Source organism: Streptomyces broussonetiae (genome assembly GCF_009796285.1).
Lineage (GTDB): Bacteria > Actinomycetota > Actinomycetes > Streptomycetales > Streptomycetaceae > Streptomyces > Streptomyces broussonetiae.
On the sequence record NZ_CP047020.1, the window covers coordinates 5,981,870 to 6,008,256 of the forward strand.

General features: G+C 70.1%; 25 protein-coding genes. 19 read left to right on the forward strand and 6 right to left on the reverse strand.

Annotated features, from left to right (window positions below; translation table 11 throughout):
* Positions 1 to 216: 216 nt before the first annotated feature.
* Entirely contained in the window at positions 217 to 2,391 is a 2,175-nt protein-coding gene (locus GQF42_RS27785) for an MMPL family transporter (protein WP_158924276.1), read from the reverse strand.
* A gap of 419 nt (positions 2,392 to 2,810) precedes the next feature.
* On the opposite strand from GQF42_RS27785, the gene GQF42_RS27790 reads away from it, so the two are divergent.
* The 5 genes from GQF42_RS27790 (at position 2,811) to GQF42_RS27810 (ending at position 7,116) form a co-directional block, all read left to right on the forward strand.
* Positions 2,811 to 3,848: a polyprenyl synthetase family protein gene (locus tag GQF42_RS27790; protein ID WP_158924278.1), complete on the forward strand. Its 1,038-nt coding sequence runs from the start codon at positions 2,811 to 2,813 to the stop codon at positions 3,846 to 3,848.
* Between the two features lie 198 nt (positions 3,849 to 4,046).
* On the forward strand, positions 4,047 to 4,580 hold the full coding sequence (locus GQF42_RS27795; RefSeq protein ID WP_158924280.1) for a hypothetical protein: 534 nt from the start codon (positions 4,047 to 4,049) through the stop codon (positions 4,578 to 4,580).
* Between the two features lie 267 nt (positions 4,581 to 4,847).
* Positions 4,848 to 5,885 (forward strand): 2,3-diaminopropionate biosynthesis protein SbnB, encoded by a 1,038-nt coding sequence (gene sbnB / locus GQF42_RS27800; protein ID WP_158924281.1) that lies wholly within the window; start codon positions 4,848 to 4,850, stop codon positions 5,883 to 5,885.
* Positions 5,886 to 5,889: 4 nt separating this feature from the next.
* Positions 5,890 to 6,876 (forward strand): 2,3-diaminopropionate biosynthesis protein SbnA, encoded by a 987-nt coding sequence (gene sbnA / locus GQF42_RS27805; RefSeq protein WP_158924284.1) that lies wholly within the window; start codon positions 5,890 to 5,892, stop codon positions 6,874 to 6,876.
* A 21-nt stretch (positions 6,877 to 6,897) separates the two neighbouring features.
* A complete protein-coding gene (locus tag GQF42_RS27810; protein WP_158924286.1) occupies positions 6,898 to 7,116 on the forward strand; it encodes an MbtH family protein in 219 nt (72 codons plus the stop codon).
* Between the two features lie 89 nt (positions 7,117 to 7,205).
* Here the strand turns inward: GQF42_RS27810 and GQF42_RS27815 are convergent, their stop codons facing one another.
* On the reverse strand, positions 7,206 to 7,994 hold the full coding sequence (locus GQF42_RS27815) for a helix-turn-helix domain-containing protein (RefSeq protein ID WP_158924288.1): 789 nt from the start codon (positions 7,992 to 7,994) through the stop codon (positions 7,206 to 7,208).
* Positions 7,995 to 8,073: 79 nt separating this feature from the next.
* On the reverse strand, positions 8,074 to 8,844 hold the full coding sequence (locus GQF42_RS27820; RefSeq protein ID WP_158924290.1) for a helix-turn-helix transcriptional regulator: 771 nt from the start codon (positions 8,842 to 8,844) through the stop codon (positions 8,074 to 8,076).
* A gap of 761 nt (positions 8,845 to 9,605) precedes the next feature.
* On the opposite strand from GQF42_RS27820, the gene GQF42_RS27825 reads away from it, so the two are divergent.
* From GQF42_RS27825 to GQF42_RS27835, 3 genes are read left to right on the forward strand one after another with little or no spacing between them, the layout of a single operon-like run.
* Positions 9,606 to 12,404, forward strand: a complete 2,799-nt coding sequence (locus GQF42_RS27825) for a non-ribosomal peptide synthetase (protein WP_158924292.1) — start codon at positions 9,606 to 9,608, stop codon at positions 12,402 to 12,404.
* A 44-nt stretch (positions 12,405 to 12,448) separates the two neighbouring features.
* A complete protein-coding gene (locus GQF42_RS27830; protein WP_233273488.1) occupies positions 12,449 to 13,426 on the forward strand; it encodes an NAD-dependent epimerase/dehydratase family protein in 978 nt (325 codons plus the stop codon).
* Positions 13,427 to 13,430: 4 nt separating this feature from the next.
* Positions 13,431 to 13,850, forward strand: coding sequence for a nuclear transport factor 2 family protein (locus GQF42_RS27835; RefSeq protein WP_233273489.1), 420 nt, complete (start codon positions 13,431 to 13,433; stop codon positions 13,848 to 13,850).
* A 54-nt stretch (positions 13,851 to 13,904) separates the two neighbouring features.
* On the opposite strand, the gene GQF42_RS27840 is transcribed toward GQF42_RS27835, so the two are convergent.
* The 3 genes from GQF42_RS27840 to GQF42_RS27850 are packed head-to-tail and all read right to left on the reverse strand — an operon-like array spanning position 13,905 to position 16,243.
* Complete coding sequence (locus tag GQF42_RS27840; RefSeq protein ID WP_158924294.1) at positions 13,905 to 14,438, reverse strand: hypothetical protein; 534 nt, start codon at positions 14,436 to 14,438, stop codon at positions 13,905 to 13,907.
* A 36-nt stretch (positions 14,439 to 14,474) separates the two neighbouring features.
* The gene (locus GQF42_RS27845; RefSeq protein WP_158924296.1) at positions 14,475 to 15,263 is read right to left on the reverse strand and encodes an ABC transporter permease; all 789 of its coding nucleotides are present in this window, start codon (positions 15,261 to 15,263) and stop codon (positions 14,475 to 14,477) included.
* Positions 15,260 to 16,243, reverse strand: coding sequence for an ABC transporter ATP-binding protein (locus GQF42_RS27850; RefSeq protein WP_158924298.1), 984 nt, complete (start codon positions 16,241 to 16,243; stop codon positions 15,260 to 15,262). The genes GQF42_RS27845 and GQF42_RS27850 overlap by 4 nt, the downstream gene beginning before the upstream one ends.
* Before the next feature lie 357 nt (positions 16,244 to 16,600).
* Here GQF42_RS27850 and GQF42_RS27855 point away from each other — a divergent pair, with 357 nt between their 5' ends.
* From GQF42_RS27855 to GQF42_RS27905, 11 genes are all read left to right on the forward strand, one after another.
* Complete coding sequence (locus GQF42_RS27855) at positions 16,601 to 16,852, forward strand: LysR family transcriptional regulator (RefSeq protein ID WP_158924300.1); 252 nt, start codon at positions 16,601 to 16,603, stop codon at positions 16,850 to 16,852.
* Between the two features lie 355 nt (positions 16,853 to 17,207).
* Positions 17,208 to 18,092 (forward strand): recombinase family protein, encoded by an 885-nt coding sequence (locus tag GQF42_RS27860; RefSeq protein ID WP_158924302.1) that lies wholly within the window; start codon positions 17,208 to 17,210, stop codon positions 18,090 to 18,092.
* Positions 18,093 to 18,184: 92 nt separating this feature from the next.
* Positions 18,185 to 18,559, forward strand: coding sequence for a 3-hydroxyacyl-ACP dehydratase FabZ family protein (locus GQF42_RS27865; RefSeq protein ID WP_158924304.1), 375 nt, complete (start codon positions 18,185 to 18,187; stop codon positions 18,557 to 18,559).
* Between the two features lie 49 nt (positions 18,560 to 18,608).
* Positions 18,609 to 19,097 (forward strand): 3-hydroxyacyl-ACP dehydratase FabZ family protein, encoded by a 489-nt coding sequence (locus tag GQF42_RS27870; protein WP_158924306.1) that lies wholly within the window; start codon positions 18,609 to 18,611, stop codon positions 19,095 to 19,097.
* A 229-nt stretch (positions 19,098 to 19,326) separates the two neighbouring features.
* The gene (locus GQF42_RS27875) at positions 19,327 to 19,587 is read left to right on the forward strand and encodes an acyl carrier protein (RefSeq protein ID WP_158924308.1); all 261 of its coding nucleotides are present in this window, start codon (positions 19,327 to 19,329) and stop codon (positions 19,585 to 19,587) included.
* A gap of 4 nt (positions 19,588 to 19,591) precedes the next feature.
* Complete coding sequence (locus tag GQF42_RS27880) at positions 19,592 to 20,797, forward strand: beta-ketoacyl-[acyl-carrier-protein] synthase family protein (protein ID WP_158924310.1); 1,206 nt, start codon at positions 19,592 to 19,594, stop codon at positions 20,795 to 20,797.
* Positions 20,794 to 21,966, forward strand: coding sequence for a beta-ketoacyl synthase N-terminal-like domain-containing protein (locus GQF42_RS27885; protein WP_158924312.1), 1,173 nt, complete (start codon positions 20,794 to 20,796; stop codon positions 21,964 to 21,966). Before GQF42_RS27880 ends, GQF42_RS27885 begins: the two co-directional genes overlap by 4 nt.
* Positions 21,944 to 23,077: a beta-ketoacyl synthase N-terminal-like domain-containing protein gene (locus tag GQF42_RS27890; RefSeq protein WP_158924314.1), complete on the forward strand. Its 1,134-nt coding sequence runs from the start codon at positions 21,944 to 21,946 to the stop codon at positions 23,075 to 23,077. Before GQF42_RS27885 ends, GQF42_RS27890 begins: the two co-directional genes overlap by 23 nt.
* Positions 23,070 to 23,933 (forward strand): beta-ketoacyl synthase N-terminal-like domain-containing protein, encoded by an 864-nt coding sequence (locus tag GQF42_RS27895; RefSeq protein WP_158924316.1) that lies wholly within the window; start codon positions 23,070 to 23,072, stop codon positions 23,931 to 23,933. The genes GQF42_RS27890 and GQF42_RS27895 overlap by 8 nt, the downstream gene beginning before the upstream one ends.
* On the forward strand, positions 23,930 to 25,750 hold the full coding sequence (locus GQF42_RS27900; protein ID WP_158924318.1) for an alpha/beta fold hydrolase: 1,821 nt from the start codon (positions 23,930 to 23,932) through the stop codon (positions 25,748 to 25,750). The genes GQF42_RS27895 and GQF42_RS27900 overlap by 4 nt, the downstream gene beginning before the upstream one ends.
* Positions 25,747 to 26,385: a 2-hydroxychromene-2-carboxylate isomerase gene (locus tag GQF42_RS27905; protein ID WP_158924320.1), complete on the forward strand. Its 639-nt coding sequence runs from the start codon at positions 25,747 to 25,749 to the stop codon at positions 26,383 to 26,385. The genes GQF42_RS27900 and GQF42_RS27905 overlap by 4 nt, the downstream gene beginning before the upstream one ends.
* Positions 26,386 to 26,387 lie beyond the last annotated feature (2 nt).

Sequence of the window (26,387 nt, forward strand, 5' to 3'; positions counted from 1 at the left end):
CTCGACAGCCCTGCATCGAGGAGCCGAAGCCACGGGGAGGTTAGCCACCGAGCCGGACCAGTAGTCCTTCTGTGGCAGCAAGATGCGCCTGTGGCGGGTGGTACGGCACGCCGCGTGGACGGCGCGGGGACGGGCAGCGCTCCCTCGAGGGGTGGTGCTGCCGCCCGGCCCTTCGTGCGCCCGGCCCTTCGTGCGCCCGGCTCTTCGTGCGCCGGCTCAGGAGTGGCTGCCGGTGGTCACCGGCTCCTGACCTTCCTGGCGAGGCCCGGCGAGGGGCTGCCCCGGGTGGCCGGGGTGCTGCCCGGACCGGTGCCGGGGCCACCACGCCTTCGGGCCGATCAGCCCGGTCAGCGTCGGCACCAGGAGCAGCGCCATGACGAACGCGGTCAGCAGGATGCCGAACGCCACCGCGAAGCCCATCTCCTGCAGCATCGAGTTGTCCGCCAGCATCAGGACGCCGAAGGTGCCCGCCAGGATGACGGCGGCGGAGCCGATCGTCGGGGCCGACTGGGAGACGGCGAGACGTACGGACTCGGCCGTCGACTTGCCGCTGAGCACCTCCTCGCGCAGCCGCGCCACCATGAGGATGTTGTAGTCGGTGCCGATGGCGACCACGAAGAGGTACACCACGATGGGCAGCGAGAACAGCAGCCCGTCCTCGCCCTTGACGTTCTGGAAGAGCCAGACCGACGAGCCCAGCGTGGCGGCGAAGCCGAGGCCGACGGCGAGCATCAGGTAGAGCGGGGCGACGACGCTGCGCAGCAGCAGCCCAAGGATGAGCAGGATGGCGAACGCGGCGATCGGGAAGACCAGCCTGTAGTCGTGGTTGACGGCGTCCTCGATGTCGGCGAGGACCGCGGTCTTTCCGCCCACCAGCGCCTTCGTACCCTTGGGCGCGTTGTGGTGCACCGCGTCCCTGAGGTCACCGGCGACCAGGTTGATGGCCTGGTCGGAGGAGGGCCGGAACTTCAGCACCACGTCGTACTGGGCGACGTCGCCCTTGGCGCTGAGGCGGGCCGGGGAGACCTCGCCGACGCCGGACACCTTGGCGACGGACTGCCGGAAGGAGTCGAGGGCGGTCTTGTCGAGCGGCGTGCCCTGGGGGGACGTGACGAACACCAGGCTCGGGTCGGTCTCGCCCGCCGAGAAGCTCTTCTGCAGATCCGCGTTGGCCTGGATCGACTCCAGGGACTTGGGAAGCGAACTCTCCTGGTCGAAGCCGGGCTTGAAGCCGAACGCCCCGATGGCGAGCACGGCGAGCAGGCCCGTGGAGGCGGCGGCGACCAGGCCGGGGCGCCGGGAGGCGAAGGTGCCGACCCTGCCGGCCAGACGGTTCCTCGGGGCCCGCTGCCATGCCTTGGACGGCCAGAACGCCTTCGTACCGAGGAGCGAGAAGACCGCGGGCACCAGGGTGAGCGCCGCGACGAGGGTGACGGCGACGGAGATCGCGAGGGACGGGCCCATCGCGCGCAGGTTGCCCATGGTGGAGAACAGCAGGGCCAGGAAGGCGACGATCACGGCGCTCGCGGCGGAGGCGATGGTCTCACCGACCCGCGAGACGGAGTCGATGAGGGCCTGCTTGGGCGCACGCCCCTCGCGCAGGTGCTCCCGGTAGCGGAACAGCAGGAACAGGATGTAGTCGGTCCCGACACCGAAGAGAACCACGATCAGGATCGCGGAGTTGCTGCTGTCCGCCTCGAGGCCGAAGAGATTGCTGGCGGTGGCGATCAGGCCGTTGGCCACGATGAACATCAGCGCGATGGTGAGGACCGGCATCAGCGCGATGAGCGGGCTGCGGAAGATGACTCCGAGCAGCACGATGATCAGGAGCAGTGTGGCCATCATGATCATGGCGTCGGTGTTGCCGGCCGCGTCCTTGGTGTCGAGCGCCAGGGCCGTGGGGCCGGTGACCCCCATCTTCAGCCCGGTTCCCCGCAGTTGGTCCTTGCCGTCCTCGCGGAGCTTGCGGACCGAGTCCTGGCCCGCCTCGGTGGTCGGGTCCTTCTCGGTGGAGACGACGCTCGCGAGCGCCATCCTGCCGTCCTTGGACACCGCCTCGGGCGAGGTCAGCACCTTGTCGAAGGTCTTGTACCGCTTCGCCTGGAACTCCTTGGCCACCTTGGTGACGGTGGCCTTGTCGGCGGTCGTCAGCTCGCCGCCGTCGGCCCGCTTGAAGACCACCACGGCAGCGGGGGTCTCCTGCTGCGGGAACGCCTTCTCCTGGATCTTCGTGACCTGGGCGGACTCGTACCGGGAGGGCAGGAAGTCGGCCTGGTCCGTACTGGACTTGAGTCCGGGAGCCAGGGTGGCCAGTGCGACCGTGGCAACGATCCAGGCCACGATGACCAGCCAGGGCCGGTTGACGGTGAACCGTCCTATCCGTCCGAACATGGTGCTCCTTTGGAAAGGGATGGTGGTGCGCGGCTGCAGGTCTGCGGCATGGCAGCACCTATGGCCGCCCGGTGCCCGGACGGCGGCGACACAACGCGGGGTGGGAGGCAGCGCACGGCCCCAGCGGCACGTGGGCACGCCGCTCGAGTCGTGGCCGGGGTTCGAGCGCTGCCCGCCAAGTCTCCCGCGCCGTCCCGGAATCACAGGCTCCGAGCGGGCTGGTCGACACGTTGTTGACAGTCGGAGCGGAACTTCCGGTGGAATATCGCCCGAGCCGAGGGCCGTACGTCGGCCGGATGTTCCCTTGCTGTCCTCTTGCGGACAGCCGAGGTGGATTTCCTGTTCCGGCCAGGTGCCGCCTTCCTACGGTTCGGCGTGGTGGGCCGTGACGACGCAGACGCGCCCCGGAGGAGGGGTAGATGTCGCAGGTGGCCACGCTGGTCGCGAAGGCGCGCGGCCGTTCGGTGCTCTCCCGGATCGCCGCACGGGAGCGCAGACTGGAATCCAGCCTGGCCGCCGGTCTCGGGCGGGTGGAGGAGCGGCTCCGGGAGTGTGCTGCGGGGGCCGCCGACCCGCGCGTGGCCGAGGTGGTCGGCTACCTCGTGGCGGCGGGCGGCAAGCGGCTGCGCCCGTTGCTCACGCTCGTGGCCGCCGAGTTCGGGGACCCCGGGGCTCCGGGCGTCGTGGACGCCGCCGCGATCTCCGAGCTGGTCCACGCCGCCTCGCTCTACCACGACGACGTGATGGACCAGGCCCGCATCCGGCACGGGGTGCCCAGCGTCAACGCGCGCTGGGGCAACCCCGTCGCCGTCATGGGGGGCAACTGGCTGCTCGCGATCTCCGCCCGGCTCTCCGCCGACCTGGTGGCAGAGATCCTTCCGCTGCACGCCGAGGCCTGCCAGCGGCTGGTGCGGGGTCAGATGGCGGAGCTGCTCGGCCCGCGCGCGGACGACGACCCGCTGGACCACTACTTCAGCGTGGTCTCCGACAAGTCGGCGGCACTGATCTCCCTCGCGCTGCGGCTCGGCGCACTCCAGTCCGGGGCACCCGCAGCCGTGGCCGACGCACTCGAGGACTACGGCGAACACCTCGGCGTGGTGTTCCAGATCGCCGACGACCTGCTCGACATCACCTCGTCGTCCGCCTTGAGCGGCAAGGAACAGGGGAAGGACCTCGCGGTCGGCGTGTCCTGCCTGCCCGTTCTGCTCGCTCGCGCCGGTGAGGATCCCCGCGACGACGAACTGCGGGCCCTGTTGGACGCCCCCGCGGGGGTGGCGGGTGATGCGCACCACCGGGCCCTTGAACTGCTGCGGCGGTCCCCGGCCATGGCACAGGCCCGCGCGCTCATGAACGGGCGTCTTGAGCGTGCCCGTTCGGCCCTGAACCGGTTGCCCTCCGGGCCGCCGAAACGGGCTCTGGACGCGCTGTGCGATGTGGTGGCCCATCGCGCGGCGTAGCCGATTTCGGACGGCTGTGCAACGGCAGTGAATTGATGGTCCCGTCAATAGGGCCGTCAGCGGCGCACTGGCTGCTCCTCGCGCGGAATCCAGCCGATGTGGTCGTCCTGGGACATCGGTCCGTCTACTGCGAGCGGGGGCGATGGATCATCCCACGGACTGAGGCGCTGCGGTACGGAAGCGACGAAAGTGGAGCACATGCTGAGGAACGCATCTTCGGACGCGCCGCGCTGGGCGGTCCGCGCCGCCTACGCCGTACCGCTGGTCACGTTACCCTCGGGCCTGTGGCGGCTCGCTCTGGCCGCCGGGCTCCCGGTGGCATCGGAGCCGCTGCGCACGGGCTGGGGCGTGGCTTATGTCCTGACCCTGACCGCCGTCACGGAGGGGCTCGCCCTGCTGACACTCGGCCTGGTGCAGCCGTGGGGCGAGGTCGTGCCGCGCTGGATCCCGCTGATCGGCGGCCGCCCGGTGCGCCCGCTCGCGGCGGTGGTCCCGGCGCTGGTCGGGGCGTTCCTGCTGTTCGTCCTGAGCCTTGTGGTCGGCTTCGTCCAGGGCCGCAACCTGGCGGACGGTGTGCTCACGCACAGCAGAGCCCAGTCGGTCCTCCTCGTCGTCTGCTACACCCCGCTGCTCGCCTGGGCCCCACTTCTCGCCGTGTCGGCGATCGCGTACCACCGGCGGCGGCGCACGGTGGCGGCTCTCGTTCCGGAAGGGGCACTTGAGCACGGCTGAGCGGCGGCGGCCCTCCGACGCGGGCGGATCTCCACGAGTTCCTTGACATGTGTATAGAGGTATTCAATGGACGGGGGCGCTCCGGCCGGTTGATATCTAGGGTTTGACCCATGTCGACCGAACGGGGTCCAAACTTCAACTCCGCGGTGGCGACAAGCGATTCGGTCGACCGAAATCGCTGGCACTGATGACAGTGGCCCGGTCCGAAATCCCCATTGCCGGGTCGGCTACGGACCGGACCGCCCCCGCGAGGATGGAGTGGAATCCATGCAAGGAAACGTGCCGCCGTTCGCGGTGATTTCCGGCGCTCAAGTGGACGGAGTGCTCACCGGGCACGAGCGGCAGGTGACGGAGCTGATCGAGGCCGCCTACCGGACACATGGCCAGGGCGACACGGTGAATCCCCCGTCCTACTTTCTGCGTTTTCCGGACCGCCCGAGCGCGCGCATCATCGCGCTGCCCGCGTCGATCGGCGGCGAGACCCGGGTGGACGGCCTGAAGTGGATCTCCAGCTTTCCGGAGAACGTGGCGGCCGGGATACCTCGGGCCTCGGCGGTGCTGCTGCTCAACGACCAGGACACCGGATACCCGATCGCCTGCCTCGAATCATCCATCATCAGCGCCGCGCGTACCGCCGCCTCGGCGGCCCTGGCGGCCGACGTCCTCACCCGGGAGCATGGCCGCCCGCGCCGGGTCGGCTTCTTCGGCGTGGGTCTGATCGCGCGGTACGTGCACACCTACCTCGCCGCGAACGGCTGGACGTTCGACGAGGTAGGCGTGCACGACCTGGCGCCCGAGCACGCCGCCGGGTTCGCCGACTACCTCGGCGCCGGCGGCTGCGAGAAGGTCACGATCCACGACCGGGCAGAGGACCTGATCCGGCAGTCGGACCTGGTGGTGTTCGCGACCGTGGCCGGTGCCCCGCACGTCACCGACCCCGCGTGGTTCGCCCACAACCCGCTGGTCCTGCATGTCTCGCTGCGTGACCTGTCCCCGCAGATCGTGCTGGCCTCCACCAACATCGTCGACGACGTCGAGCACTGCCTCAAGGCCAACACCTCACCTCACCTGGCCGAACAGTTCGCCGGCAACCGTGACTTCCTCGACGGCACCCTGTACGACGTCCTGACGGGGCGGGCGCCCGGGCACGACGGAAGCAGGCCGCTGGTGTTCTCGCCGTTCGGCCTCGGCGTCCTGGACCTCACGCTTGGCAAGCACGTCTACGACCAGGTGGCCGCCGCCGGCGAGCTGGCGGTGGTGCCAGGCTTCTTCCACGAGCTCAGCCGCTACGGGTCTAGGGGCTGAGGGCTTGCCCATCGTCAGCGTTCCTGAGCAGTTCAACGAGGAAGATCTGTACCTCGACCTGCGCGCGACTCTGGACCTGCCGGTCTACCTCAAGTGCGAAGGCCTCAACTTCGCGGGATCGATCAAGATCAAGGCGGCCACCGAGATGGTGGACGCCGCCGAGCGCGAGAGGCTTCTCGACTCCGACTCGATTCTGATCGAGTCCTCGTCCGGCAACCTGGGCGTGGCTCTCAGCATGATCGCCGCGAGCCGCGGCTACGCCTTCGAGTGCGTGACCGACGCCCGGTGCAACCTGGCCACCCGGCTCCTGATGGAAGCCATGGGAAGCCGTGTGAAGGTGATCACCGAAGAGGACCCGGAGCGTGGTCTGCTCGGTGCCCGCCTGGACTACGTGGCCAAGCAGTGCGAGGCCGACCCGCGGTACGTCTGGCTGAACCAGCACGCCAACCCGAACAACTGGAAGGCGCACTACCGCAGGACCGCACCCGCGATAGCGGAGCGCTTCCCGGAACTGGACGTGCTGTTCATCGGGGCGGGCACGACCGGCACCCTGATGGGCTGTGCCCGGTACTTCCGCCAGGTCAACCCCCGGGTGACCATCGTGGCGGTGGACAGCGTCGGCTCCGTCACCTTCGGCACGCCGCCGGGCCTGCGGATGATTCCTGGCCTGGGCGCCGGCGTTCGGCCGAAGCTGCTCGACGAGTCCTTCGTGGACCACGTCGTGCACGTGCCGGAGGCGGACACGGTTCGGGTCTGCCATCGGCTCGCCCGGACCGGGTTCCTGTTCGGCGGCTCGACGGGAACCGTCATCGCCGGCGCGAGCCGCTGGCTCGCGGAGCACCGGCCCGGGGGCGAACTCACCGCGGTGGCAATCGCCCCCGATTTCGGCGAGCGCTATCTCGACACGCTTTATCACACCAATTGGGTGCGGGAATTCTATGGGCCGGACGTTGTGAACGGCCTTGCCCACCACGAGCAGTACACGCACTGACCAGAACGGAGCGGAACGACCATGACGAACCCCTTTGAGAACAAGGACGGAAGCTACTACGTTCTGGTGAACGACGAGGGCCAGCATTCCCTGTGGCCGGCTTTTGTCGACGTCCCGCAGGGATGGACCGCCGTGCACGGGCTGGACGCCCGGCAGGCCTGCCTGGACTTCATCGAGCGGAACTGGACCGACATGCGTCCCAAGAGCCTGGTCGCCGCGATGGCACAGCAGTCGGGCTGACGGAGCGTCCGGCCCGCCACGCGAGCACCACGTGAAGATGGACGCCGGGCTGCCGGCCCGGCGTCCATCGCGGCTTCAACGGTCCGATTTCAACAGCGGCCGCGGGCTCCGGCCGACCTCGGGGCCGAGATCAGGCCCAGTTCGGCGGCCCGCACCCCGGCCTGGAAGCGGGAGCTGGCGCCGAGCAGCGACATGATCTCCGCCACGTAACGGCGGTAGGTCCGCACCGAGACGGTCAGTTCACGGGCGGCGACCTCGTCGGTGACCCCGGCTTGCAGGGAGCCCAGGATCCGCTGGGCCAGGGCGGCACGGTCGCGGTCGTCGAAGACGATGGTCTCGCCCGCGGGTACGGCGTCGCTCCACACGTTCTGGAAGAAGGTGCGCAGGGCGTGCAGCACCTCCGGCACCCGGATCACCGAGGAGCGGCGGCCGACGGAGGAGTCGGCCACTACGAGTGCGGCGCTGCCGTCGACGATGAGCGCCTGCAGCGGAGGCAGCCGCGACACGCGGACCGCCACCGGCCGTTCCCTGCCGAACTGCTCGCGTACGAACTCCTCGTCGAGCAGGGGAGGAATGGTGAGCAGGCGTACCGCCACCCGCTCGGCCGCGTTGTGGAGCAGATCCCGCTCGGCCCGATCCGAGTGGCGCGCGGCCCGGTCCGCCGCGCTCGGCTGCCGCGCGTGGACAATCTCGATGCTCCGGGAGGCCCCCTTGATCAGGGTGCCGGCGGTGTCGAGGACGGCGGCATAGTCGTTCTCCACGGTGGTGATCAGCTGCTCCTGCGCACTGCGGTCGCGGTGGATGGCCACAGACGACTCAATGAGCGCCCGTACCTCGAGCAGCGCTTGTTCCAGTTCGTCCTCGCGCCGATGGGACACGTCTTCTCGTTCTCCCCGTTCCCCGTGATCCGGGTGGGCACCCGCGCAGGGGCGCCCACCCGGAGTTGACTCCGTCTGGTCAGGCTGGCAGCAGGCCGTACTCCACCGCGCGGACTCCCGCCTGGAAGCGGGAGTTGGCGTCGAGTTCCCGCATGATCTCGGCGACGTAGCGCCGATAGGTGCGCAGGGACACATTGATCTCGCGGGCGGCCGCCTCGTCGGTGTGGCCCGTGCGTAGCCGCTCCAGGATGTTCTGGACGAGTTCGCTGCGCAGGCGGGGGCTGAGCCGCAGATGGTCCGCGAGGCCGCGGCTGGCGGACCAGGCGCCGGCGAAGAGCAGTTCCAGGGCCCGGACGGCGGCGGCGTCGTGGACGACGGCGAACTGTCCCTCGGCCGCGTGACCGGGCGCCTGGACGAGCGCGACCGTGCCGTCGACCACAAGGACCCTGCGCAGTTCGCTGTCGGTGACGCGTGCGTCGAGCCGTGTTTCCGGTAGCCGGCGGAGCCGGTCCGCGTAGACCTGCGCGGCATCGGCGGTGCACAGTACCCGGACGGTCGCCCGGGCCGGGCTGTCGGCGAAGAGCCGAAGAGCGGATTCCGTGAACTCGCCGGGACCGGTCAGGGCGACGGCGACGGAGTACCGGGCGCGGCCGATGAGCTGCTTCATGGCGTCGCCGAGATGGGCGACGTCGTTGCGTGCGACGGGACTGGGAAGTTCTTCGCGCTCACGGTGCATCGAGACCGTGGATTCGATCAGGGCCCTGGCTTGGAGCAGCGCCTGCTCCAGGTGGGCGGCGTGGCCTCCGGCCCAGCCGCCCGTCGTACTCAGGGCCGACGGTTCAACTATCACGTCCAATTCGTGTATCCCCCGTGTGTTCAGACCCTGCCTGCTGCTTTCCGCTCCGCGTTACCTGCAGTTCGACATCGTCCGGGGGCGCTCCGGCGCCCTCAAACCAGTTGCAGATTAAATGAGTTGGATCGCGGACGCCGCTAGGCGGGCAGTATTCAGCTCGAACAGGACAGACACTAGAACGGGCGATCGGATTCAGTCAACTTACAACTGACGGGCCTCTGATGTGCGGTGACTCAACAGGGACTCATGTCGATGGCGTCAGGACTTGTCGGTCGCTGTCATCAAGCTGCACTGGAATCCTGGAATCGGCAGACCGGATTACCAGTTCCGTTACGTATCGTAATCGCCGCATTACCTGCTGCTGTACGGATGTCCACTAGGGGTCAAGTGGTGCCCCTCGGCGGCACCTTCCTGTCTACGGTGCCCACGTGTTGATGAGTCCCTTGCCGAGCGCAACGGCTCCTTCTGTCCAGCTTTCGGCGGGTGTCGGCGGAGCCCATGCGTCCGAATGGGGAGGCGATACAGGACGTTACGGTCGCTGTGCGGCAAACCGCCCGGATGGAAATCGGAGTCCCGGGGTCGGCGTGACTCAGTTCACGGAGAATTTCCTGAGTGATAACCGTTGAACCCTGACGGTCATCATTGCGTCAAAGCGGCGCATTCGAAGTTGCAGTTCCATCGAAGTTGTGCGCTTTCCATCCTTCGACGTCGGCCGGGCCCGCACGCCTTGCCGCATCCCGAGGAATCGGAGAAACCCCTTGAGCACCGCAGCACCGCAGAATGTCGCTGACCTGCTTCTGCATGCCGCACGGCAGCACCCCGACTCGGGTATCCGCTACTGCCTGGGCGGCTCGGTCGCCGAATACCGTGACCAGAATTATGCCGAACTGCTCGACGACGCCCTGCGGCTGCTCGGCACGCTGCGCGCGCAGGGCATGCGGGCTCAGGACAAGGTCGTACTGATCCTTGAGGAGCCGCAGGATTTCCTCACCGCGTTCTGGGCCGCCGTCCTGGGCGGCTTCGTGCCCTGCCCCGTGGTGCCGCTGCGCGGCGACCCCGACCGCTGGGCCGCCCAGCTCGCCCACGTGGACCGGCTTCTTGACCACCCCTTGGTCGTCACCAGCGAGGCACTCGCTGTCGAGCTGCCGCCGATGGAACGGCTCTTGACCCTCTCGTCCGATCTTCCGGCCGAGGTGCCGCCCGCCACCCCGTGCACGGCGCGGCCCCAGGACCCCGCTGTCCTCATGCTGACGTCGGCGTCGACGGGCGCGGCCAAGGCCGTCGTCCTCAGCCATGCCAACCTGCTGGCATCGATGGCGGGCAAGAACGAGACCCACCGGCTCACCGCCGCCGACACCACGCTGAACTGGGTCTCCTTCGACCACGTGGCGGCGCTTCTCGAGTGCCACCTGCTGCCCCTTTCCACCGGCAGTCGGCAACTGCACGTGGCGGCGCCGATCGTCCTCGGGGAGCCGCTGGAGTTCCTCCGGCTCATCGCACGCCACGGCGTGACGATGAGCTTCGCTCCCAACTTCCTGCTGGGTCTCCTCAACGCGGCCGCACCACGGCTGAGCCGGACCGGCGAACACCTCGACCTGTCGCCGGTGCGCCAGATCATCAGCGGTGGCGAGGCCGTCGTTCGCACCACCGCCGAGGCGTTCCTCGACGCGTACGCGCCGCACGGCCTCGCCCGCGACGCCCTGTGGCCCGCCTTCGGCATGACCGAGACCTGTGCGGGCAGCATCTACTCCCGGGTGGCCCTGCCCGACGTGGACCGCGGCCGCGAGTTCGCCGGCCTGGGCACACCGATCACGGGTGTACACATCCGGATCGCCGACCCCGACGACCGCGCGCTGCCCCCGGGCCAGGTGGGCGAACTCCAGCTGTCCGGACCCGTGATCACCCCTGGCTACTACAACAACGAGCAGGCCACCCAGGACGCGTTCACCGCCGACGGCTGGCTGCGCAGCGGTGACCTCGGGCGGATCGACGAGGGGCGGCTCGCGCTCGTGGGGCGCAGCAAGGACAGCGTCATCGTCAATGGAGTCAACTACTTCAGCCACGACCTGGAGAGCGTCCTGGAGACCCTGGAGGGCGTGGCGGGATCGTATTGCGCGGCCTTCCCCGTCCGCCCGGAGGGCAGCGACACCGAGCAGTTGGTGGTCGCTTTCCATCCGGAGGTCCCGGACGGCGACGACGCGGCCCTGCACCGGGTACTGACAGCCGTACGCGCCGGTGTGGTCGGCCACTGGGGGTTCAGACCCGCACTCGTCCTGCCGCTGCCCAAGGACGCCTTCCCCAAGACCAGCCTCGGCAAGATCCAGCGTGCCCTCATGCGCGACCGGCTCGCATCCGGCGCGTACGACGCAGCTCGGCGCGCCGTCGCCGAACTCTCCACGCGCATGCTCGGCCACCACATCACGCCCGAGGGGCCGGCCGAGCAGGCCGTCGCGGAGGTCTACGCGGAGCTGTTCGGCATCGAACCCGGCGCCGTCGGCGCCACCGCCAACTTCTTCGACCTGGGCGGGACGTCGCTGGACATCCTGCGTCTGTGCAGCAGACTCGCCGAGCGGTTCGGCGGTGCCCGCCCGGAAGTCGTCAGCGTCCTCAAGGCCCCGACGGTCCGCGCCCTCGCCGCCGGCCTCACCGAGCGGGAGCTGCCCGGTCCTGCCGAGTACGACCCCCTCGTGCCGCTGCACACCGGCGGGACCAGGACCCCGCTGTTCTGCGTGCACCCTGGCGTCGGCGAGGTCCTGGTGTTTGTCGGTCTTGCCCAGTACTTCGTGGGCGACCGGCCGTTCTACGCGCTGCGCGCCCGCGGTTTCGGCGCGGGCGAGAAACCCTTCGTCACCTTCGACGAGATGGTCGACTGCTACACGCGGGCCATCCGGGACCGGCAGCCGCAGGGCCCCTACGCCGTCGCCGGCTACTCCTTCGGCGCCGCCGTCGCCTTCGAGATCGCCAAGAGGCTCACGTCCCAGGGGGAGCGGGTCGACTTCGTCGGCAGCTTCAACCTGCCGCCGCACATCAAGTACCGCATGGAGGAACTGGACTTCGCCGAGACCGCCGTCAACCTGGCCTTCTTCCTCGGGCTCATCGACAAGCGGCAGTCCCTGGAGCTGCCCGCCCGGTTGCGCGGCCTGCCGGTGGACGAGCAACTGGCCCGCCTCCTGGACGTGGCGTCCCCACAGCGCCTCGCCTCCCTCCAGCTGGACGAGGAGAAGTTCGGGAACTGGGCGGAGCTGGCCGACTCCCTCACCGACCTCGGCCGCGGTTACGAGCCGAGCGGCAAGGTGCCCTCGGTCAGCGTCTTCTGCGCGACGCCGCTGCGTGGCACGAAGGAGGACTGGGTCCGCGACGAGCTGCGCCGGTGGGACGAGTACGCGACCGGGCCGAACCGCTACATCGACGTGCCTGGCGAGCACTACACCCTGATGGGACCCCGGCACGTCGCCGCCTTCCAGGGGATCCTGCGCCGGGAACTCGACCGGGCCCTGGAGGAGGCCGACGGCGCCGCCGCCGAAAGAGCCGCGCGTCGACCTCAGGACAGTCAATGAACCACGATCGGGAAACCGACCGCGAAGCACATCGGGGGGACACGATGCCCATGCATCAAAAGGACCGGACAGCGGCGTTGAGAGGCAAGAAGATCCTGGTGACCGGTGGCACCGGCCAGGTGGCCCGGCCGGTGGCCGAGGCGCTGGCGGAGCACAACGAGGTGTGGTGCCTGGGGCGGTTCGGCACCCCCGGCGTCGAACGCGTGCTCAACGCGCGTTCCATCACCACCCGGTACTGGGACATGGCGGACTCGTCCGGGAAGGCGCTCGCCGACGTCCCGGACGACTTCACCCACGTCCTGCACTCAGCCGTACGTCGGGGCGAGGACGGCGACTTCAACGCGGCCATCGAGGTCAACTCGGCGGCGGCGGGCCGGCTCATGACCCACTGCCGCGACGCCGAGGCCTTCCTGTACGTGTCGACAGGCGCCGTGTACGCCCGGCAGACCCTGGACCACCGCTACACCGAGACCGATCCCGTCGACGGCGTCGCCGACTGGCTGCCCGCCTATCCGGTGGCGAAGCTCGCGGCCGAGGGAGCGGTTCGCGCCTTCGCCCAGGTCCTCGGCCTGCCCACCACCATCGCCCGGCTGAACATCGCCTATGGGCCCGGAGGTTACGGCGGCGTCCCGATGCTGTACTTCAAGCGCATGCTGGCGGGCGAGCCCATCGCCGTGCCCCCCAAGGGGCAGAACTGGTGCTCCCTGCTGCACAGCGACGACCTGGTTGCCCAGGTCCCCCGGCTGTGGCGGGCCGCCGAGGTCCCAGCACGGCTGGTCAACTGGGGCGGCGACGAAGCGGTCGGCATCACCGACTGCGTCCGCTTCATGGAGAAGCTGACGGGCGTCGAGGCGAAGCTCGTACCCAGCGAGGTCACCAGGGAGACCTACCAGTTCGACCCCACCCTGCGCCGGGCGCTGACCGGACCCTGCACGGTTCGCTGGCGGGACGGCATCCGCCGCACCCTGCAGGACCACTTCCCCGACCACGTCCGCGTGCCCGCCCACAACCGAGGAGCCTGATCCCGTGAACCCCGACGCCGAGCTGGAGCGCTCGCCTCAACGCATCCTGGTCCAGGCGGCCTACGAGGCGTTCCACGCCCGTGATGTCGCCGCCCTCCTGGACATCCTCGACCCGGAGGTCCAGTGGGTGCACCCCGACGGCATGGCCGACTACGGCCTCGGCGGCACCCGTACCGGCCACCAGGGAGTCATGGGGTTTCTGGCCCGGGTACCCGCGGTCGTCGCCGGGATGCGGCTGCATCCACAGGAGTTCGTGGAGTCCGGCGACCGCGTCGTGGTCTTCGGCGTCCGCGACGTCACGTCGGTGAGCGGGCGGACCCAGCGGCTGAAGTTCGTGCACTCCTGGACACTCCGGGACGGCCGTGCCGTCAGGATGGAGGACATCTTCGACACCGTCCTCTTCCACCGGCTCATCGAGAGCTGATCCGGACCCTCCCAGCATGCTGTGTCCTTGTGGTGGACCCGCGGGACCGTGCTGTCACGGCTGGACCCGGCGGCGGACGGCGTTCAGGATCTCCCTGCGGACGAGCCCGGCGGGCAGCCGGATGAGAGTCCAGTACCGGCGGAAGCTGTTCCTGGCCGCCTCGTCGGCGCCGAGGACCCGGGTCTCCGTACTCAGGACGCCGTCGACGAACCGGAAGTCGAAGGCCACCTTGGTCGACGCGGGCTCGGCATAGGCGCGGAACCAGGCCACACGTGCCCCGCCCGCGTCCTCCGGTGGGAACGGTTCACCGCCCGACACAGCGGCGAGCACCAGCTCCCGGTCGGTGCGCGTGAGCACCGTGAAGCCACTGGAGAGGAACTCGTCGAGGACCGCGCGGGCCGGATCACGGCGCACGCGGCCGAACGACGAGACCCGCAGCAGTGAGCTGAACAGCGGCACCTCCGACCACGTGACCTCCGTGACCGCCCGGAGGACCGCCTCGCCCGGCCCGTCGATCCGAACGCGGTGCGGGCGCTTGCGGAAGTGCCACTGCGGCATCACTTCGTTCAGACGAGCCCCGGGGCTCACCTCGGAACCGCTCCCGTAACCCTGCTCGGCGGACATTCAGCGGGCCGCGGCTCGGCCGAAGCTGCGCACCGTGGCCGGGACGATCACCACGAACAGGACCGCCAGGGACACGAGGGACACGAGGCCGGGGTGGTCAGCGGCGAACCCGTGGCCGTGGGCGGTGGTCGAGTTGCCCCACAGCCGCCGGCACTGGTCGGTGACTGCGGTCAGCGGATTCCACTGGGCGATGGCGCGCAGCCAGCCCGGGAGCCCGTTCAGCGGGATGAAGGCGCTCGAGAGGAACATGAACGGCATGACGATCACGAACCCGAGCGAGCCCACCGCCTCTGCACTGCGCAGCGCCAGACCCAGGAGCGCTCCACCCCAGATGGCCACGAATCCGAGCAGCAGAATCAGGCCGAACCCGGCGAGGGCGGACCAGAATCCACCGTGAATACGCCAGCCGATCGCGAAGCCGACCACGGACATCACGACACAGGCGATCGCCGAGAGCACCAGGTCCGACACCGTCCGCCCGATCAGGACGGCGGAGCGGGACATGGGCAGGGATCGGAAGCGGTCCATGAGGCCGTTGTTGAGGTCCTCGCACACGCCCACGCCGGTTGTGGTCATCCCCGCAACCATGACCTGGGCGAACACGCCGGCCATGAAGTACTTGCGGTATTCGACGCCCGGCACGTCCATGGCGCTGCCCAGGATGTATCCGAAGGCAAGGACCATGGTCACCGGCATCACGGTGACGGAGAGCAGCTTCTGTGGGACCCGGCGGATGTGTTTGATGTGCCGCCCGACCAGGGCCACGCCGTCAACGATTACCTCGCTCATGTCACGTTCCCCGCTTGTGCGTCCGGCTCCGAGTCCTGGGCCGGTGTTCCGTGCCCAGTCAGGCTGAGAAAAACATCGTCGAGTGACGGCTTGCGCAGGCTGAAGTCGACGATGTGCGCGCCCTCGCCCTTGAGCGCGGTGACAGCGGTCGCGACCGAGTCGATGCCGCCGTCGACGGGCACGGTCACCCGTCGGCCGCCCTCTCCGACGGTCCCTGTGCCGACGCCCCACTCGCGCAGCGCTCGCGCGGCGTCCTGGGCCTGCGCAGGATCGGCAAGGGTCACTTCCAGGCGCTGTCCGCCGACGCCGACCTTCAGCTCGTCGGGGGTGCCGTCGGCGATCGTCCGGCCGTTCTTGAGGACGACGACACGGTCGGCCAGCTGGTCCGCCTCCTCGAGGTACTGGGTGGTCAGGAGCACCGTCGTCCCCTGGGCGGTCTGTTCGCGGACCAACTCCCACATGGCGATGCGGTTGATCAGGTCCAGGCCCGTCGTCGGCTCGTCGAGGAACACCACGGGCGGGTCGGCGAGCAGGCTGGCCGCCAGGTCCAGGCGCCGGCGCATACCGCCGGAGTACGTCTTGACCTGACGGTCCGCCACGCCGGTCAGGCCGAACCGCTCCAGCAGGTCGTCGACCCGGCCGTGCACCTTGCTGCGGCCGAGGTGGTAGAGCGTCCCGATGAGCCGGAGGTTCTCCAGGCCGGTCAGCCGCTCGTCGACCGCCGCGTACTGGCCGGCGAGGCCGATGTTGCGCCGGACCTCCTTGGCCTGCCTGACGACGTCGAGGCCGACGATGCGGCAACTGCCGGAGTCGGGCCTGAGCAGGGTCGTCAGGATCCGGACCGTGGTGGTCTTGCCGGAGCCGTTCGGACCCAGCAGGCCGAGGACCGTCCCCGGCGGCACGGAGAGGTTGAGCCCGTCGAGGGCTTTGTGACGTTCGTAGCTCTTGGAAAGGTCGTGGGTCTCTATGGCGTACTCCACGCCAGCCTCCTCGATCGATGCAACGACCCGGATCCGTTCGCACACCAGCGGCGGTCCGTCCGCTGTTGCGGAGCCGGCGGATCGACGCCGTCCGTGACGGTCACGCCTCACCGGCGACGAGTCGGCGGGCGGCCATGACGGTACGCAGTGGGCCCTCCGCTCTCCAATCCACTGTGAATACTTCGATATGGCGTGGCGGGGGCGCGCTTATAGCACCCTCCGGCCGCGCCGAAAGCATCTCTACACGTTCCTGCAGCGAACCGCCCCTCCGGCGCACTCGGGCGTGAAAATGGCGTCGACACGGTGGACGGAGTCTTTCTCGTCCCCCGACAGCGAATTGTCTGAGGAGAGTTGGTCATGCACGAGCGAGAGCTCCGCGCCTTCGTCTCGATCGCGGAAACAGGCAGGATGGACCAGGCCGCCAAGTGCCTGGGCTATTCCCAGCCTGCCGTCAGTTACCAGATCAAGTGCCTGGAGCAGGCTCTGGGCACCAAGTTGTTCGTACGGGACTCGACCGGAGCCCGGCTCACCCGCGAAGGGCGCATGATCCTGCCCTCGGCGCGCGCCATGCTCAGCCTGTTCGAGAGCATCAAGAGCGTCGCTGCCTGACCGTGGCCTGGCCCGGGCGGGCAGCTGTCGCGCTCGCCTTGCCAGTGTCGTCATGGCCCACGTATGCGGTCAGCAGCGCTTTCAGGCTTTGAAACTGGAGTGGCCCACGGCCCGCGAAGGCGTCCAGACTGCTCTCGGCGGAGCGGGCCCGGGCTCCCTCGGGGAGCAACGAGTGCTCGCCGCCGCTCAGTTGCGCGGTGCCCGGAGAGTGGCAAACCCCAGGCTCCGTCGGCCCGCCGCCGACCGGGGCACCACCCGCGATGGCACCTTCTGGACACGACATCGGACTGAGCCGGGTACCCCGGCCTAACGTTGGCGCGCTCGGCGACCTCGACCGCGGCAAAGGGAGGACGGTATGGGCACGCTGACCCATTCAGTACGGCCGGAACGGGCACGGGAGCGGTGTGCGCCCAGGGCCACGTTCCCGGCCGCACGGGTGGCGGGCTGGCGCGGCCGCCCTCCCTACGGCTACCGCGTCACCACCGGCGCGGACCGGTCGGCGCTCGTGGTCGTTCCCGACGAGGCCGCCGCGAGCGTCGTCTGCCGGATCTTTTCCGAGTATGTCGGCGGCAAGGGCTTCCAGGACATCGCCGAGGGGCTGACGGCCGACGGCATCTGCAGCCCAAGTACCCATGCCCATCAGTCGGTTGGTGAATCAGCCGGCCACTCGGCCGGTCCGGCTTCGGGGGCGGCCTGGTCCAAGGGGACCGTGCGGTCGATCCTTGTGAACCCGCGCTACGCGGGCGGTCCCTCCGCCGCCTTCCAGCCGATCGTGCCGGCCGCGGTGGCGGAACGCGTCACCGAACTGTTCGCGGCCCGCCGGGCGGGCTCGGGCCGGCCCCTGCCGTCCGGCCGGACCTACGTCCTGCGCGGTCTGGTTCGCTGCACCTGGTGCCACCGGCTGATGCAGGGCACCCACAACAACGGCGAGTCCTACTACCGCTGCCGCCTCGGAGCCTCCGCGCCGGCCTCCGGCCGGGACGAGCACCCGCGCAACGTGTACTTGCGGGAGCAGGCGGCCGTCGGTGCGGTGCTGGCCTGGCTGCGGGGCGTGCGCGCCGCGGTTCACGAAGTCGGCCGCGGACTGCGCGCGTTGCCCGACGTCCCTGGTGAGGAGCACGCCGCGCTGTTCCGCTCCCTGGGACTGCACATGACCTACACGGACACCTCGCGCACCTTGCGGGTGAAGGCCGCCGTCGGCGCCGAGGGCAAGCCCCTGAGCGGTGCGCTGCGGCTGTGACCCGTGGGCGTGCAGCGGCTGCGCGCGCCCCGATCCCAAGACACCCGAGAACACCGAAGAGCCCGGGAAGAGCCCGGGAAGAAGGAGCAACGATGTCCGCTGTCACCCTGCTGCCGGGGGAGATCCTGCGGCGCCTGGACGACACCGGAGTCACTCTGAGCGTGGCGGTCGACCCCGAGGCGCCGGTGTTCGCCGGGCACTACCCCCATTTCCCGCTGCTGCCCGGGGTGTTCCTGCTCGATCTGACGCAGCGCGCGGTGCACCGTTTCGCCGCCGAGCACGGGCACCGTCTGAGCCTGGAGTCCGTCTTGTCGGCACGCTTCCTCAACCCGGTCACCCCGGGCGCCGAGGTCACCGTCGACTGCACCCTCGCGGCGGGCGAGGACGCACTGTGGACGGTGAGCGGACGCTGCACGGCCGACGGCGAAAAGGCGGCCACCTTCCGTCTGCGCTACCGCGAGCCGTGACCGCTCCCGCCCGCCAACCGACCAACCGCATGGGAAAGGCAGTCCGCACATGTCCGCTACGTTCGGGCCCGGAACGGCGAAGTCGCTCATTCCGCACCGCTACCCGATCCTGCTCGTGGACCGGGTGCTCGAGGTCGTGGCGGGCCACAGCATCTCCACCGTCAAGGCCGTGACGTGCAACGAACCCTGGTACCAGGACATCCCGGAGGGTGCGCAGGACGGTGCGTACGCCTATCCCACCGCCCTGCTGATCGAGTCCTGGTGCCAGAGTGCCGCCCTTCTCGCCGCCTGCACCGATCAGGGCAGTGCGGGGCAGGGGGACGTCGTCCTGTTCGGCGGCATGTCCAAGGTGGCGGTCCACGGGCAGGCGTACCCCGGTGACGTGGTGCGCCACGAGGTGAGGCTGGTGCAGCAGACCGCGGGCGCGACGTTCTTCGAAGGCGGCGCGTCGGTCGGCGGCGAGCCCGTCCTCACGGTCGGCCAGGCTGTGACCCTGGTGAAGCCGGCCCACACCCTGGAGGCCGCGGCCGCTCGCTGATCCGGCGGGTCCACCTTCGTACCAGGCTCCGGCCGATCCGGCCGGTCAATCGAAACAAAAGAATTCGCGGGCGTTTTCAAAAAGCGCCGCCCGCGTGTTTCGCGTACCGATTTCCGGCCAGGAATCCGCGCAATTCTGAACCCCTATAAACGCTGGATGCGCCGGATCGGGACACGCTAATCTAATTGATCGAAGGCGAGATTCGCCTTTCTGGAAGATTGGGATGAGAATGCCTACCGCAATGAAGCAGGAGCAGCTCGAAGAGATCCGCGAGATCGTTGCCGAGGTGCTCGAGGTCGAACCCGAGGAGATTACCGAGACCAGCAACTTCGCCAACGACCACGAGGCCGACTCGCTCCGCGCGATCGAGATCCTCGCCCGTCTGGAGAAGAAGTACAAGGTCGAGATCCCGCAGTCGGACCTCCCGAAGATGGAGAACCTGACCGCGGTGTACGAGATCCTCGCCGAGCGCGCCGGCTGGCTGGACTGATCACATGCGACGGGTAGTCATCACGGGCCTGGGGCCTGTCTCGAGTATCGGGATCGGAGCAGCCGCCTACGAGCAGGCGCTGCGACAAGGTGTCAACGGCGTCTCGCCCATCGAGTGCTTCGACACCACGGGTTTCCCTTACTACATGGCCGGAGAGGTGCACGACTTTCGGCCGGAGGACATGGTCCGTCGGCTGTCTGTCGAAGAGTGGGGCCGCACCAGCCTCTTCGCCGCGTCCGCCGCCCGTCTCGCGGTGGCGGACGCCGGCATCGACGAGAACGTCCTCGCGTCCTCGCGGGCCGGTTCCACCATGGGAACCACCGGAGGTGAGACGCAGATCCTGGAGCGGCTCACCGCCGACTCCCTCGCCGGCGGTCCCGCCGGCCTGGACGCCCGCCTGGTGCGACAGGTGTCCAGCGCGCGGCTGTCGCAGGCCGTCAACCGCGAACTGCGCCTCACCGGCGACGCGGTGACGCTGTCCACGGCGTGCTCGGCCAGCAACTACGCCCTCGGCTTCGCCAGCGACATGATCCGCTCGGGAGAGATGGACTACATGATCGCCGGTGGCGCGGACTCGGTGCACCGATGGTCGCACGCCGGCTTCTACCGGCTCGGCGCGCTCACCGAGAAGGCGTGCTCGCCCTTCGACAAGGGCCGTTCGGGCATCATCACCGGTGAGGGCGGCGCCGCCATGTTCCTGGAGAGCCTGGACTCGGCTCTCGCCCGTGGCGCGTGCATCCACGCCGAGGTCCTCGGCTACGGCCTCAACTGCGACGCCAGCCACATGGTCGCGCCGGACCGGGCGAGCATCGCCGCGTGCATGCGGCTCGCGCACAAGAACGCCGGCATCAGGCCCGAGGACGTGGACTACATCTGCGCCCACGGCACCGGCACCCCGGCCAACGACTACACCGAGGCGAGCGCGGTGGTCGACGTCTTCGGTGACAACCCGCCGCCGATCAGCTCGACCAAGTCGATGCTGGGACACGCGATGGGGGCCGCGAGCGGCCTCGGCGCGATCGCCTCGGTGCTGGGCATCACCGGTTCCTTCCTGCCGCCGACCATCAACTTCAGCACCCCGGACCCGGAGCTGCCGCCGATCGACCCGGTACCCAACCAGGCCCGTGACGCGGACGTCCGGATCGCCCAGGTGAACGGATTCGCCTTCGGCGGCAACAACGCCATCGTCGTCCTCGGGAGGATGTCATGACGACCGCCACCGGCACCGCCGCGGCCGCCACCACACCCGGTACGGCCGCCACCGGCACCCTGGCCATCACCGGTTTCGGCGTGCTCTCGGGCGCGGGACTGGGAGCGGAGGCCCTCGCGGCGGCGCTCGCGGACCCGAAACCCAGCGACGCCTCCGAGATGTACGAGGAGCCGCTGCCGCGCCCCGAGGCCCACGCGCTCGTGGACTTCAAGGTCCGCGATCACCTCGGCCGCAAGGGCACCTCGTTCTTCGACCGCGCCACCGCCCTCGGCCTGGTCACCTGCAAGGCCGCGCTCGCCGACTCCGACCTGGAGGTCGACGACGGCAACCGTGACCGCATCGGCATCACCCTGGGCACCACCACCGGCAGTGCCAAGTCGACCAGCGACTACAGCCGGGACACCTTCACGCAGGACCGTCCCTACCTGGTCAACCCGCTGCTGTTCCCCAACGCCGTGATGAACTGCACGGCAGGGCAGGCGGGCATCTGGTTCGGCCTCAAGGGCCCCAACGCCACGGTGGCCGGCGGCCACATGGCGATGCACAATGCCCTTCGCTACGGCCGCAACCTCATCAACTGCCACTACGCGGACGCCCTGCTCGTCGGATCCGTGGAGGAGTTCAGCCCGCACACGGCGTGGGCCGCGCACTTCACACAGTCCGTCGAGGGCGGTGACCTGCCCGCCGGGGAGGGCGCCGCGGTGTTCGTGGTCGAGCGCGCCGAGGAGGTGCGCGCGGCGGGGCGCGCGATGGACGCCGAAGTGCTGGCCGTCGAGGCGGGTGTCTTCGATCCCCCCGGCCCGGACGGGGCGTTCGCCGCGGGCCTGGAGACCTGTCTGCGGCGCGCCCTGGACCGCGCCGGGGTGGCGCCCGGCGAGGTCGCCACCGTGGCCACGGCCTGGAGCGGCATGCCACGCCTCGACGACGCCGAAGAGGACGCCGTCACAGCCGTGCTCGGCGCGGACGTGCCCCGGCTGCGGGTCACGCAGGCCACCGGCGAGGCGTTCAGCGCCACCGGGGCCTTCCAGATCGCCGCACTGCTTGCCCGGCACCGTGCCGAGCCGGGCCGCGACGGCGAGATCTCGGTCATCACCACCCGCTCCGCGGAGGGCGCCGCCGGGGTGGCGGTCATCAGGGGGTGGAGCCGTGCCGGCGGCCATCACGGGTAGCTCCATGGTCACCTGCCTCGGTGACCTGGAGGCCACCTATCTGGCCCTCCTGGAAGGGCGCAGCGGGGTCGCCCCGCTGCGCCTCGGTGACCCCGACAAGCTCGGCGTCACCCACGGCTACGAGATCCAGGACGGTCGGCCGGGGCCGCAGCTGCGCCTGGCGGGCGGCCGGCTCGCCGACTGCGTGGCCCAGGCCCTGCGCGCCGCCGGGGTCGACCCCGCCCGGCGCCGGGTGGCGGTGGTCGTGGGCACCGGCCTGCGCGAGCTGCGCGGCGTCGAGCAGTGGCACGCCGACGGTGCCCCACTGCGCCTGGCGCAGCTGCACTTCAGGGAGGCCGTGCGGGCGGCGGTGCCCGAGGTCACCGAGGTGCACACCATCGCCAACGCGTGCGCGGCCTCCGGCTACGCGCTCGCGCTCGGCGCGGACATCCTCGAACTGGGCGACGCCGACGTGGTGGTCGCTGCGGGCTGCGACACGATGACGGAGAGCATGCTCACCGTCATCGGCAAGGTCACGGCCGGCGCCTCGGACATGGTCCGCCCCTTCGACGAGGACCGCCCGGGCGTCCTGCTCGGCGAGGGCGCGGCAGCCGTGGTGCTCGAGCGCCCCGAGGAGGTCGCCGACGGGCGGTCCACCCTCGGCGTGCTCCGGGGCGTCGGCCTCACCTGCGACGCGTACCACGAGACCGCGCCCGACCAGGTCGGGATCGTCGCGGCCATGCGGCAGGCGCACGAGCGGGCCGGGATAACGGCGGACGACATCGGCCTGGTCGTGGCGCACGGCACGTCCACCGGCCTCAACGACCCCACCGAAGGGGCGGCCCTGCTCGACGTGTTCGGGCCCGACGGGCCGCCGGTCACGGCCATCAAGGGCGCCATCGGCCACACGTCGGGCGGCTCGGCGCTGATGAGCGTGCTCATCGCGCTCACCGCCATGCGTGCCGGGACCGTCCCGCCGGTGGTGGGACTGCGCTCGCCGATGCCCGAGGCCGACAGGCTCAACCTCGTGCACGGCGCCCCGCTCCAGGCGAGCCCGCGCCACGCGCAGATCAACGCCTTCGGTTTCGGCGGGGTCAACGCGGTGACGATTGTGGAGGCGAGTGATGGCTGACCGCGACCCGCAGGTCGTACTGGCCGGCTGGGCCGTTCACGTGCCCGGCAGGACGGCCGCCGAGCTGCCCGGCTCCCCGCAGGAGCCCGCCTGTTCCGCGGCCGACGCCAAGCTCGTCCTCGGCCGCAAGGGACTGCTCGGCAAGGAGCCGGCCACCCGGCTTGCCCTGTGCGCGGTGCACCGGGCGCTCGGCCTGCCCGCGGGCCGGGCCCCCGGTGCGGTGGATCAGGCGGCCGGCACCGCCGTCGTCGTCGCCTCGAACCTCGGCAATGCCGAGACCGTCTGCGCGATGGTCTCGGACATGCGTGAGGGCGGCGGCGCCGCGGTGAGCGTCCTGGACGCGCCCAACGCCTCCAGCAACATCATCGCCAGCAGCATCGCGATCCGCTACGGCTTCACGGGCCCGAACCTCGCGGTGTGCAGCGGCGCCACCGCCGGACTGGACGCAGTGCAGCTCGCCACCCGGCTGCTGCGCGCGGGCCGGGCTCGGCGGGCCGTCGTCGTGGGCGTCGAGCCCGCGGACCCGGTGGCGCGCGGCCTTGAGGCACTGCGCCCGGACGGCGGCGCCTTGACCGAGGGGGCCGGCTGTGTCCTGCTCGGCGTGCCCGGCGCATGGCCGGGCCGCGCGGCGGTCACGATCGGCTCCGTCGAGCGGCACGGCGAACGGCCCGCCACCGCGGAGCCCGGTGTGGGCAGCCGCTACGGCGCCGACGGTGTCATCGGCCTCGCGGTCGCGGCCGAGCGGCTCGCCGGCGGGCAGGTGGCGGGCCCGCTCACGGTGGCCTGCGGCGACCGCGAGGACTCCTGGGCCGGCGTGACCGCAAGGCGGTTCGAACCGATCGGCAGCATGGCATGACCGGGTGGGACACGGTGGCCCGGGCCGACGGCCTCGAGGTGCGGCGCGGCCCGGGGCAGGGCCCCGTGCTCGTCGCGGCCCACGGCATCGAGGACTCCTGGGGCATCTGGCGTGACGTCGCGGAGCAGCTGTCCGGCTACCGCCTGTACGCACTCCAACTGCCCTGGCACGGCGGTAACTCCTACGCCTGGCGGGCCGAGGGCTCGCCGGGCGAGTGGCTGCGCCGCGCCCTCGACCTGGTGCCCGAGCGGCCCGCCGCCCTGGTGGGCCACTCGTTCGGGGCCAACGCCGTACTGGAGTACCTGGCCAGGCACGAGGGCGATCCAGGCATCGACGCGGCGGTGCTCGCAGCGCCGTTCTACCGCCCGGCCGGCTTCGCCGTGTCCCCCGCGATCCGGTTGCGGTCGGAGGGCGCGCTGCGCAAGGTGATCCGTCAGGGAGTCACCCTCGCGCTCGGCCCCCGCGCGGCCCGGATCGATCCGGAGATCATCGCCGCGATGACCACGAAGGCGAGCGATCGAGCCGTCGTCGGCGGACTGCCCGTCTTCCACCGGGAGTTCGAGGCGTCCGGAAGGCTCGACCTGTCCGGCATCAAGGTCCCCACCCTGGTTCTCGCTGGGGTGGACGACGAGTCGCTCACCCCGATGCGGGCCGCCGCGCTCGACCGCGCCATGCCCGCGGCCACGGTGCGGCTGCGCGGGGTGTACGGACACTTCTGCCATGTGATGCAGGCGCGGGAGCTGGCCGGGGAAGCGGACGCGTTCCTGCGCCGAACCCTGTCCGTTCCGCCCGTCCCCGCCGCCGAACCCGTATCCGCACCCGCACGTGAATGTGTACCCGCATCCGATCTCGAAGAAGAAGGCACTGTGACGAATCTGCTTGACGGCGCCCCCACGACCTATGTCGGCATGCCCCGCTACGAGGGCGCCAACATCCGCACCTGGATCGGGTTCAAGCACTTCATGTACCTGGCCGAGGAGGCCGTACTGGAGTACTTCCGCGAGCGTGGTGTCGGGGCCCGTGACATGTACCACCGCTACGGGCTCGGCCTGGAGATCGTCGACTCCTCGGTGCAGCTGCCCGCGACGCTCTTCGTCGACGACCGCGTCTACGCCACGGTGGTCTCGGCCACGCCCAAGCCGGAGCAGGGCGCGCCGTTCACCGTCACGCTGACGGTGGAACGCGACGGCGAGTCCGTCACCGTTCTCAAGGGCAAGCTGCGGGTCGCCCTCGTCGCCGTCAAGGACGGCTCGGGGACGGAGCCGGTGCCCGCGATCCTCGAGCCCTTCGTGGTGCCCGAGGTGGCGGCACTCGCCAACGCCAAGTCCGCGACCCTGCCCATCGGCCCCGGCCAGGAGGTCGCCGACGTCCTCGTCCCCGAGGGCTCCGGCGCGCACCTGTGGTCCTGGCGGGCCCCGTACTACTACTGCCACTTCTCCGACCGGCTGCAGCACTCGGCCTATGTGCGCACGCTCGAGGAGGTCGTCGACCGGTTCCTGCACGACCGGGGCCTCGCCATCGGCAAGCTGCTCGAGGAGCGGGCCTGGATCCCGGTCGTCTCCCGCGCGCGCGTGCAGGTCCTCTCCGACATCTTCATGGAGGAGACCGTGCACACGGTCTTCACCGTCGAGGACGTCATCAAGGACACCGTCTACACAGCCCGCATGGACTGCTACGTGCGCCGTGACGACAGCCTGGAGCTGGCCGCGACGGCGACGATCATGCACGGTTACGCCATCAGCAGGGGTGAGAAGGCCGGCACGGTCGCGCTCTTCGACGAGGACGTGAAGGCGGCACTGCTCGGGGGGCAGGCATGAGAAGGCCGCCCCGCCTGTACTTCTCGCTGCGCAGCCCGTTCAGCTGGATGGCCGTGCGCCTGCTGGAGGAGCGCCTGCCCGACGCGGACCGGCTCATCGAGTACGTGCCGTTCACCGAGCCGGACGAGCAGAGCCTCACCGAACTGAAGGCGCGCGGCGGCGAGTTCCACTACGTCGCCATGAGCAAGGCCAAGCACCTGTACATCCTCAGCGACACCAAGCGCCTGGCCGCGAAGCACGGCTTCGCGATGAAGTGGCCGATCGACACCGGCGCCGAGTGGTGGGAGCTGCCGCACCTCGGCTGGCTCAAAGCGCGTGAACTCGGTGTCCACCGCGAGTACTACCGCGCGGTGATGGCCGCCCGTTGGGAGCGTGGCGAGGACATCTGCGACCGCGAGCAACTGCGCCGCGTCTGCAACGAGGCGGGCCTGGACGGCGACGTGCTGGTCTCCGCCCCCGAGGACCCGGCCATCCGGGAGCAGGGCGTTCAGGCGCTCATGGACGTGTACGAGGACGACGTGTTCGGCGTTCCGTACTTCAGGCTCGGCAGGCACCGCTTCTGGGGTCTGGACCGCCTCGACGACTTCGTGACCGCGCTCGAGCAGCAGCTGGCGGTCACCGCCGCGAAGGAGTGAGC

Bases quoted from the DNA above. Each gene is read 5' to 3' on its own strand.
- GQF42_RS27785 (WP_158924276.1), bottom strand. From the start codon at position 2,391: ATGTTCGGACGGATAGGACGGTTCACCGTCAACCGGCCCTGGCTGGTC.
- GQF42_RS27810 (WP_158924286.1), top strand. From the start codon at position 6,898: ATGACGAACCCCTTTGAGAACAAGGACGGAAGCTACTACGTTCTGGTG.
- GQF42_RS27845 (WP_158924296.1), bottom strand. From the start codon at position 15,263: ATGAGCGAGGTAATCGTTGACGGCGTGGCCCTGGTCGGGCGGCACATC.
- GQF42_RS27905 (WP_158924320.1), top strand. From the start codon at position 25,747: ATGAGAAGGCCGCCCCGCCTGTACTTCTCGCTGCGCAGCCCGTTCAGC.
- GQF42_RS27885 (WP_158924312.1), top strand. From the start codon at position 20,794: ATGACGACCGCCACCGGCACCGCCGCGGCCGCCACCACACCCGGTACG.
- GQF42_RS27870 (WP_158924306.1), top strand. From the start codon at position 18,609: ATGTCCGCTACGTTCGGGCCCGGAACGGCGAAGTCGCTCATTCCGCAC.
- GQF42_RS27900 (WP_158924318.1), top strand. From the start codon at position 23,930: ATGACCGGGTGGGACACGGTGGCCCGGGCCGACGGCCTCGAGGTGCGG.
- GQF42_RS27855 (WP_158924300.1), top strand. From the start codon at position 16,601: ATGCACGAGCGAGAGCTCCGCGCCTTCGTCTCGATCGCGGAAACAGGC.
- GQF42_RS27895 (WP_158924316.1), top strand. From the start codon at position 23,070: ATGGCTGACCGCGACCCGCAGGTCGTACTGGCCGGCTGGGCCGTTCAC.
- GQF42_RS27830 (WP_233273488.1), top strand. From the start codon at position 12,449: ATGCCCATGCATCAAAAGGACCGGACAGCGGCGTTGAGAGGCAAGAAG.
- GQF42_RS27880 (WP_158924310.1), top strand. From the start codon at position 19,592: ATGCGACGGGTAGTCATCACGGGCCTGGGGCCTGTCTCGAGTATCGGG.
- GQF42_RS27795 (WP_158924280.1), top strand. From the start codon at position 4,047: ATGCTGAGGAACGCATCTTCGGACGCGCCGCGCTGGGCGGTCCGCGCC.
- GQF42_RS27875 (WP_158924308.1), top strand. From the start codon at position 19,327: ATGCCTACCGCAATGAAGCAGGAGCAGCTCGAAGAGATCCGCGAGATC.
- GQF42_RS27860 (WP_158924302.1), top strand. From the start codon at position 17,208: ATGGGCACGCTGACCCATTCAGTACGGCCGGAACGGGCACGGGAGCGG.
- GQF42_RS27865 (WP_158924304.1), top strand. From the start codon at position 18,185: ATGTCCGCTGTCACCCTGCTGCCGGGGGAGATCCTGCGGCGCCTGGAC.
- GQF42_RS27790 (WP_158924278.1), top strand. From the start codon at position 2,811: ATGTCGCAGGTGGCCACGCTGGTCGCGAAGGCGCGCGGCCGTTCGGTG.
- sbnB (WP_158924281.1), top strand. From the start codon at position 4,848: ATGCAAGGAAACGTGCCGCCGTTCGCGGTGATTTCCGGCGCTCAAGTG.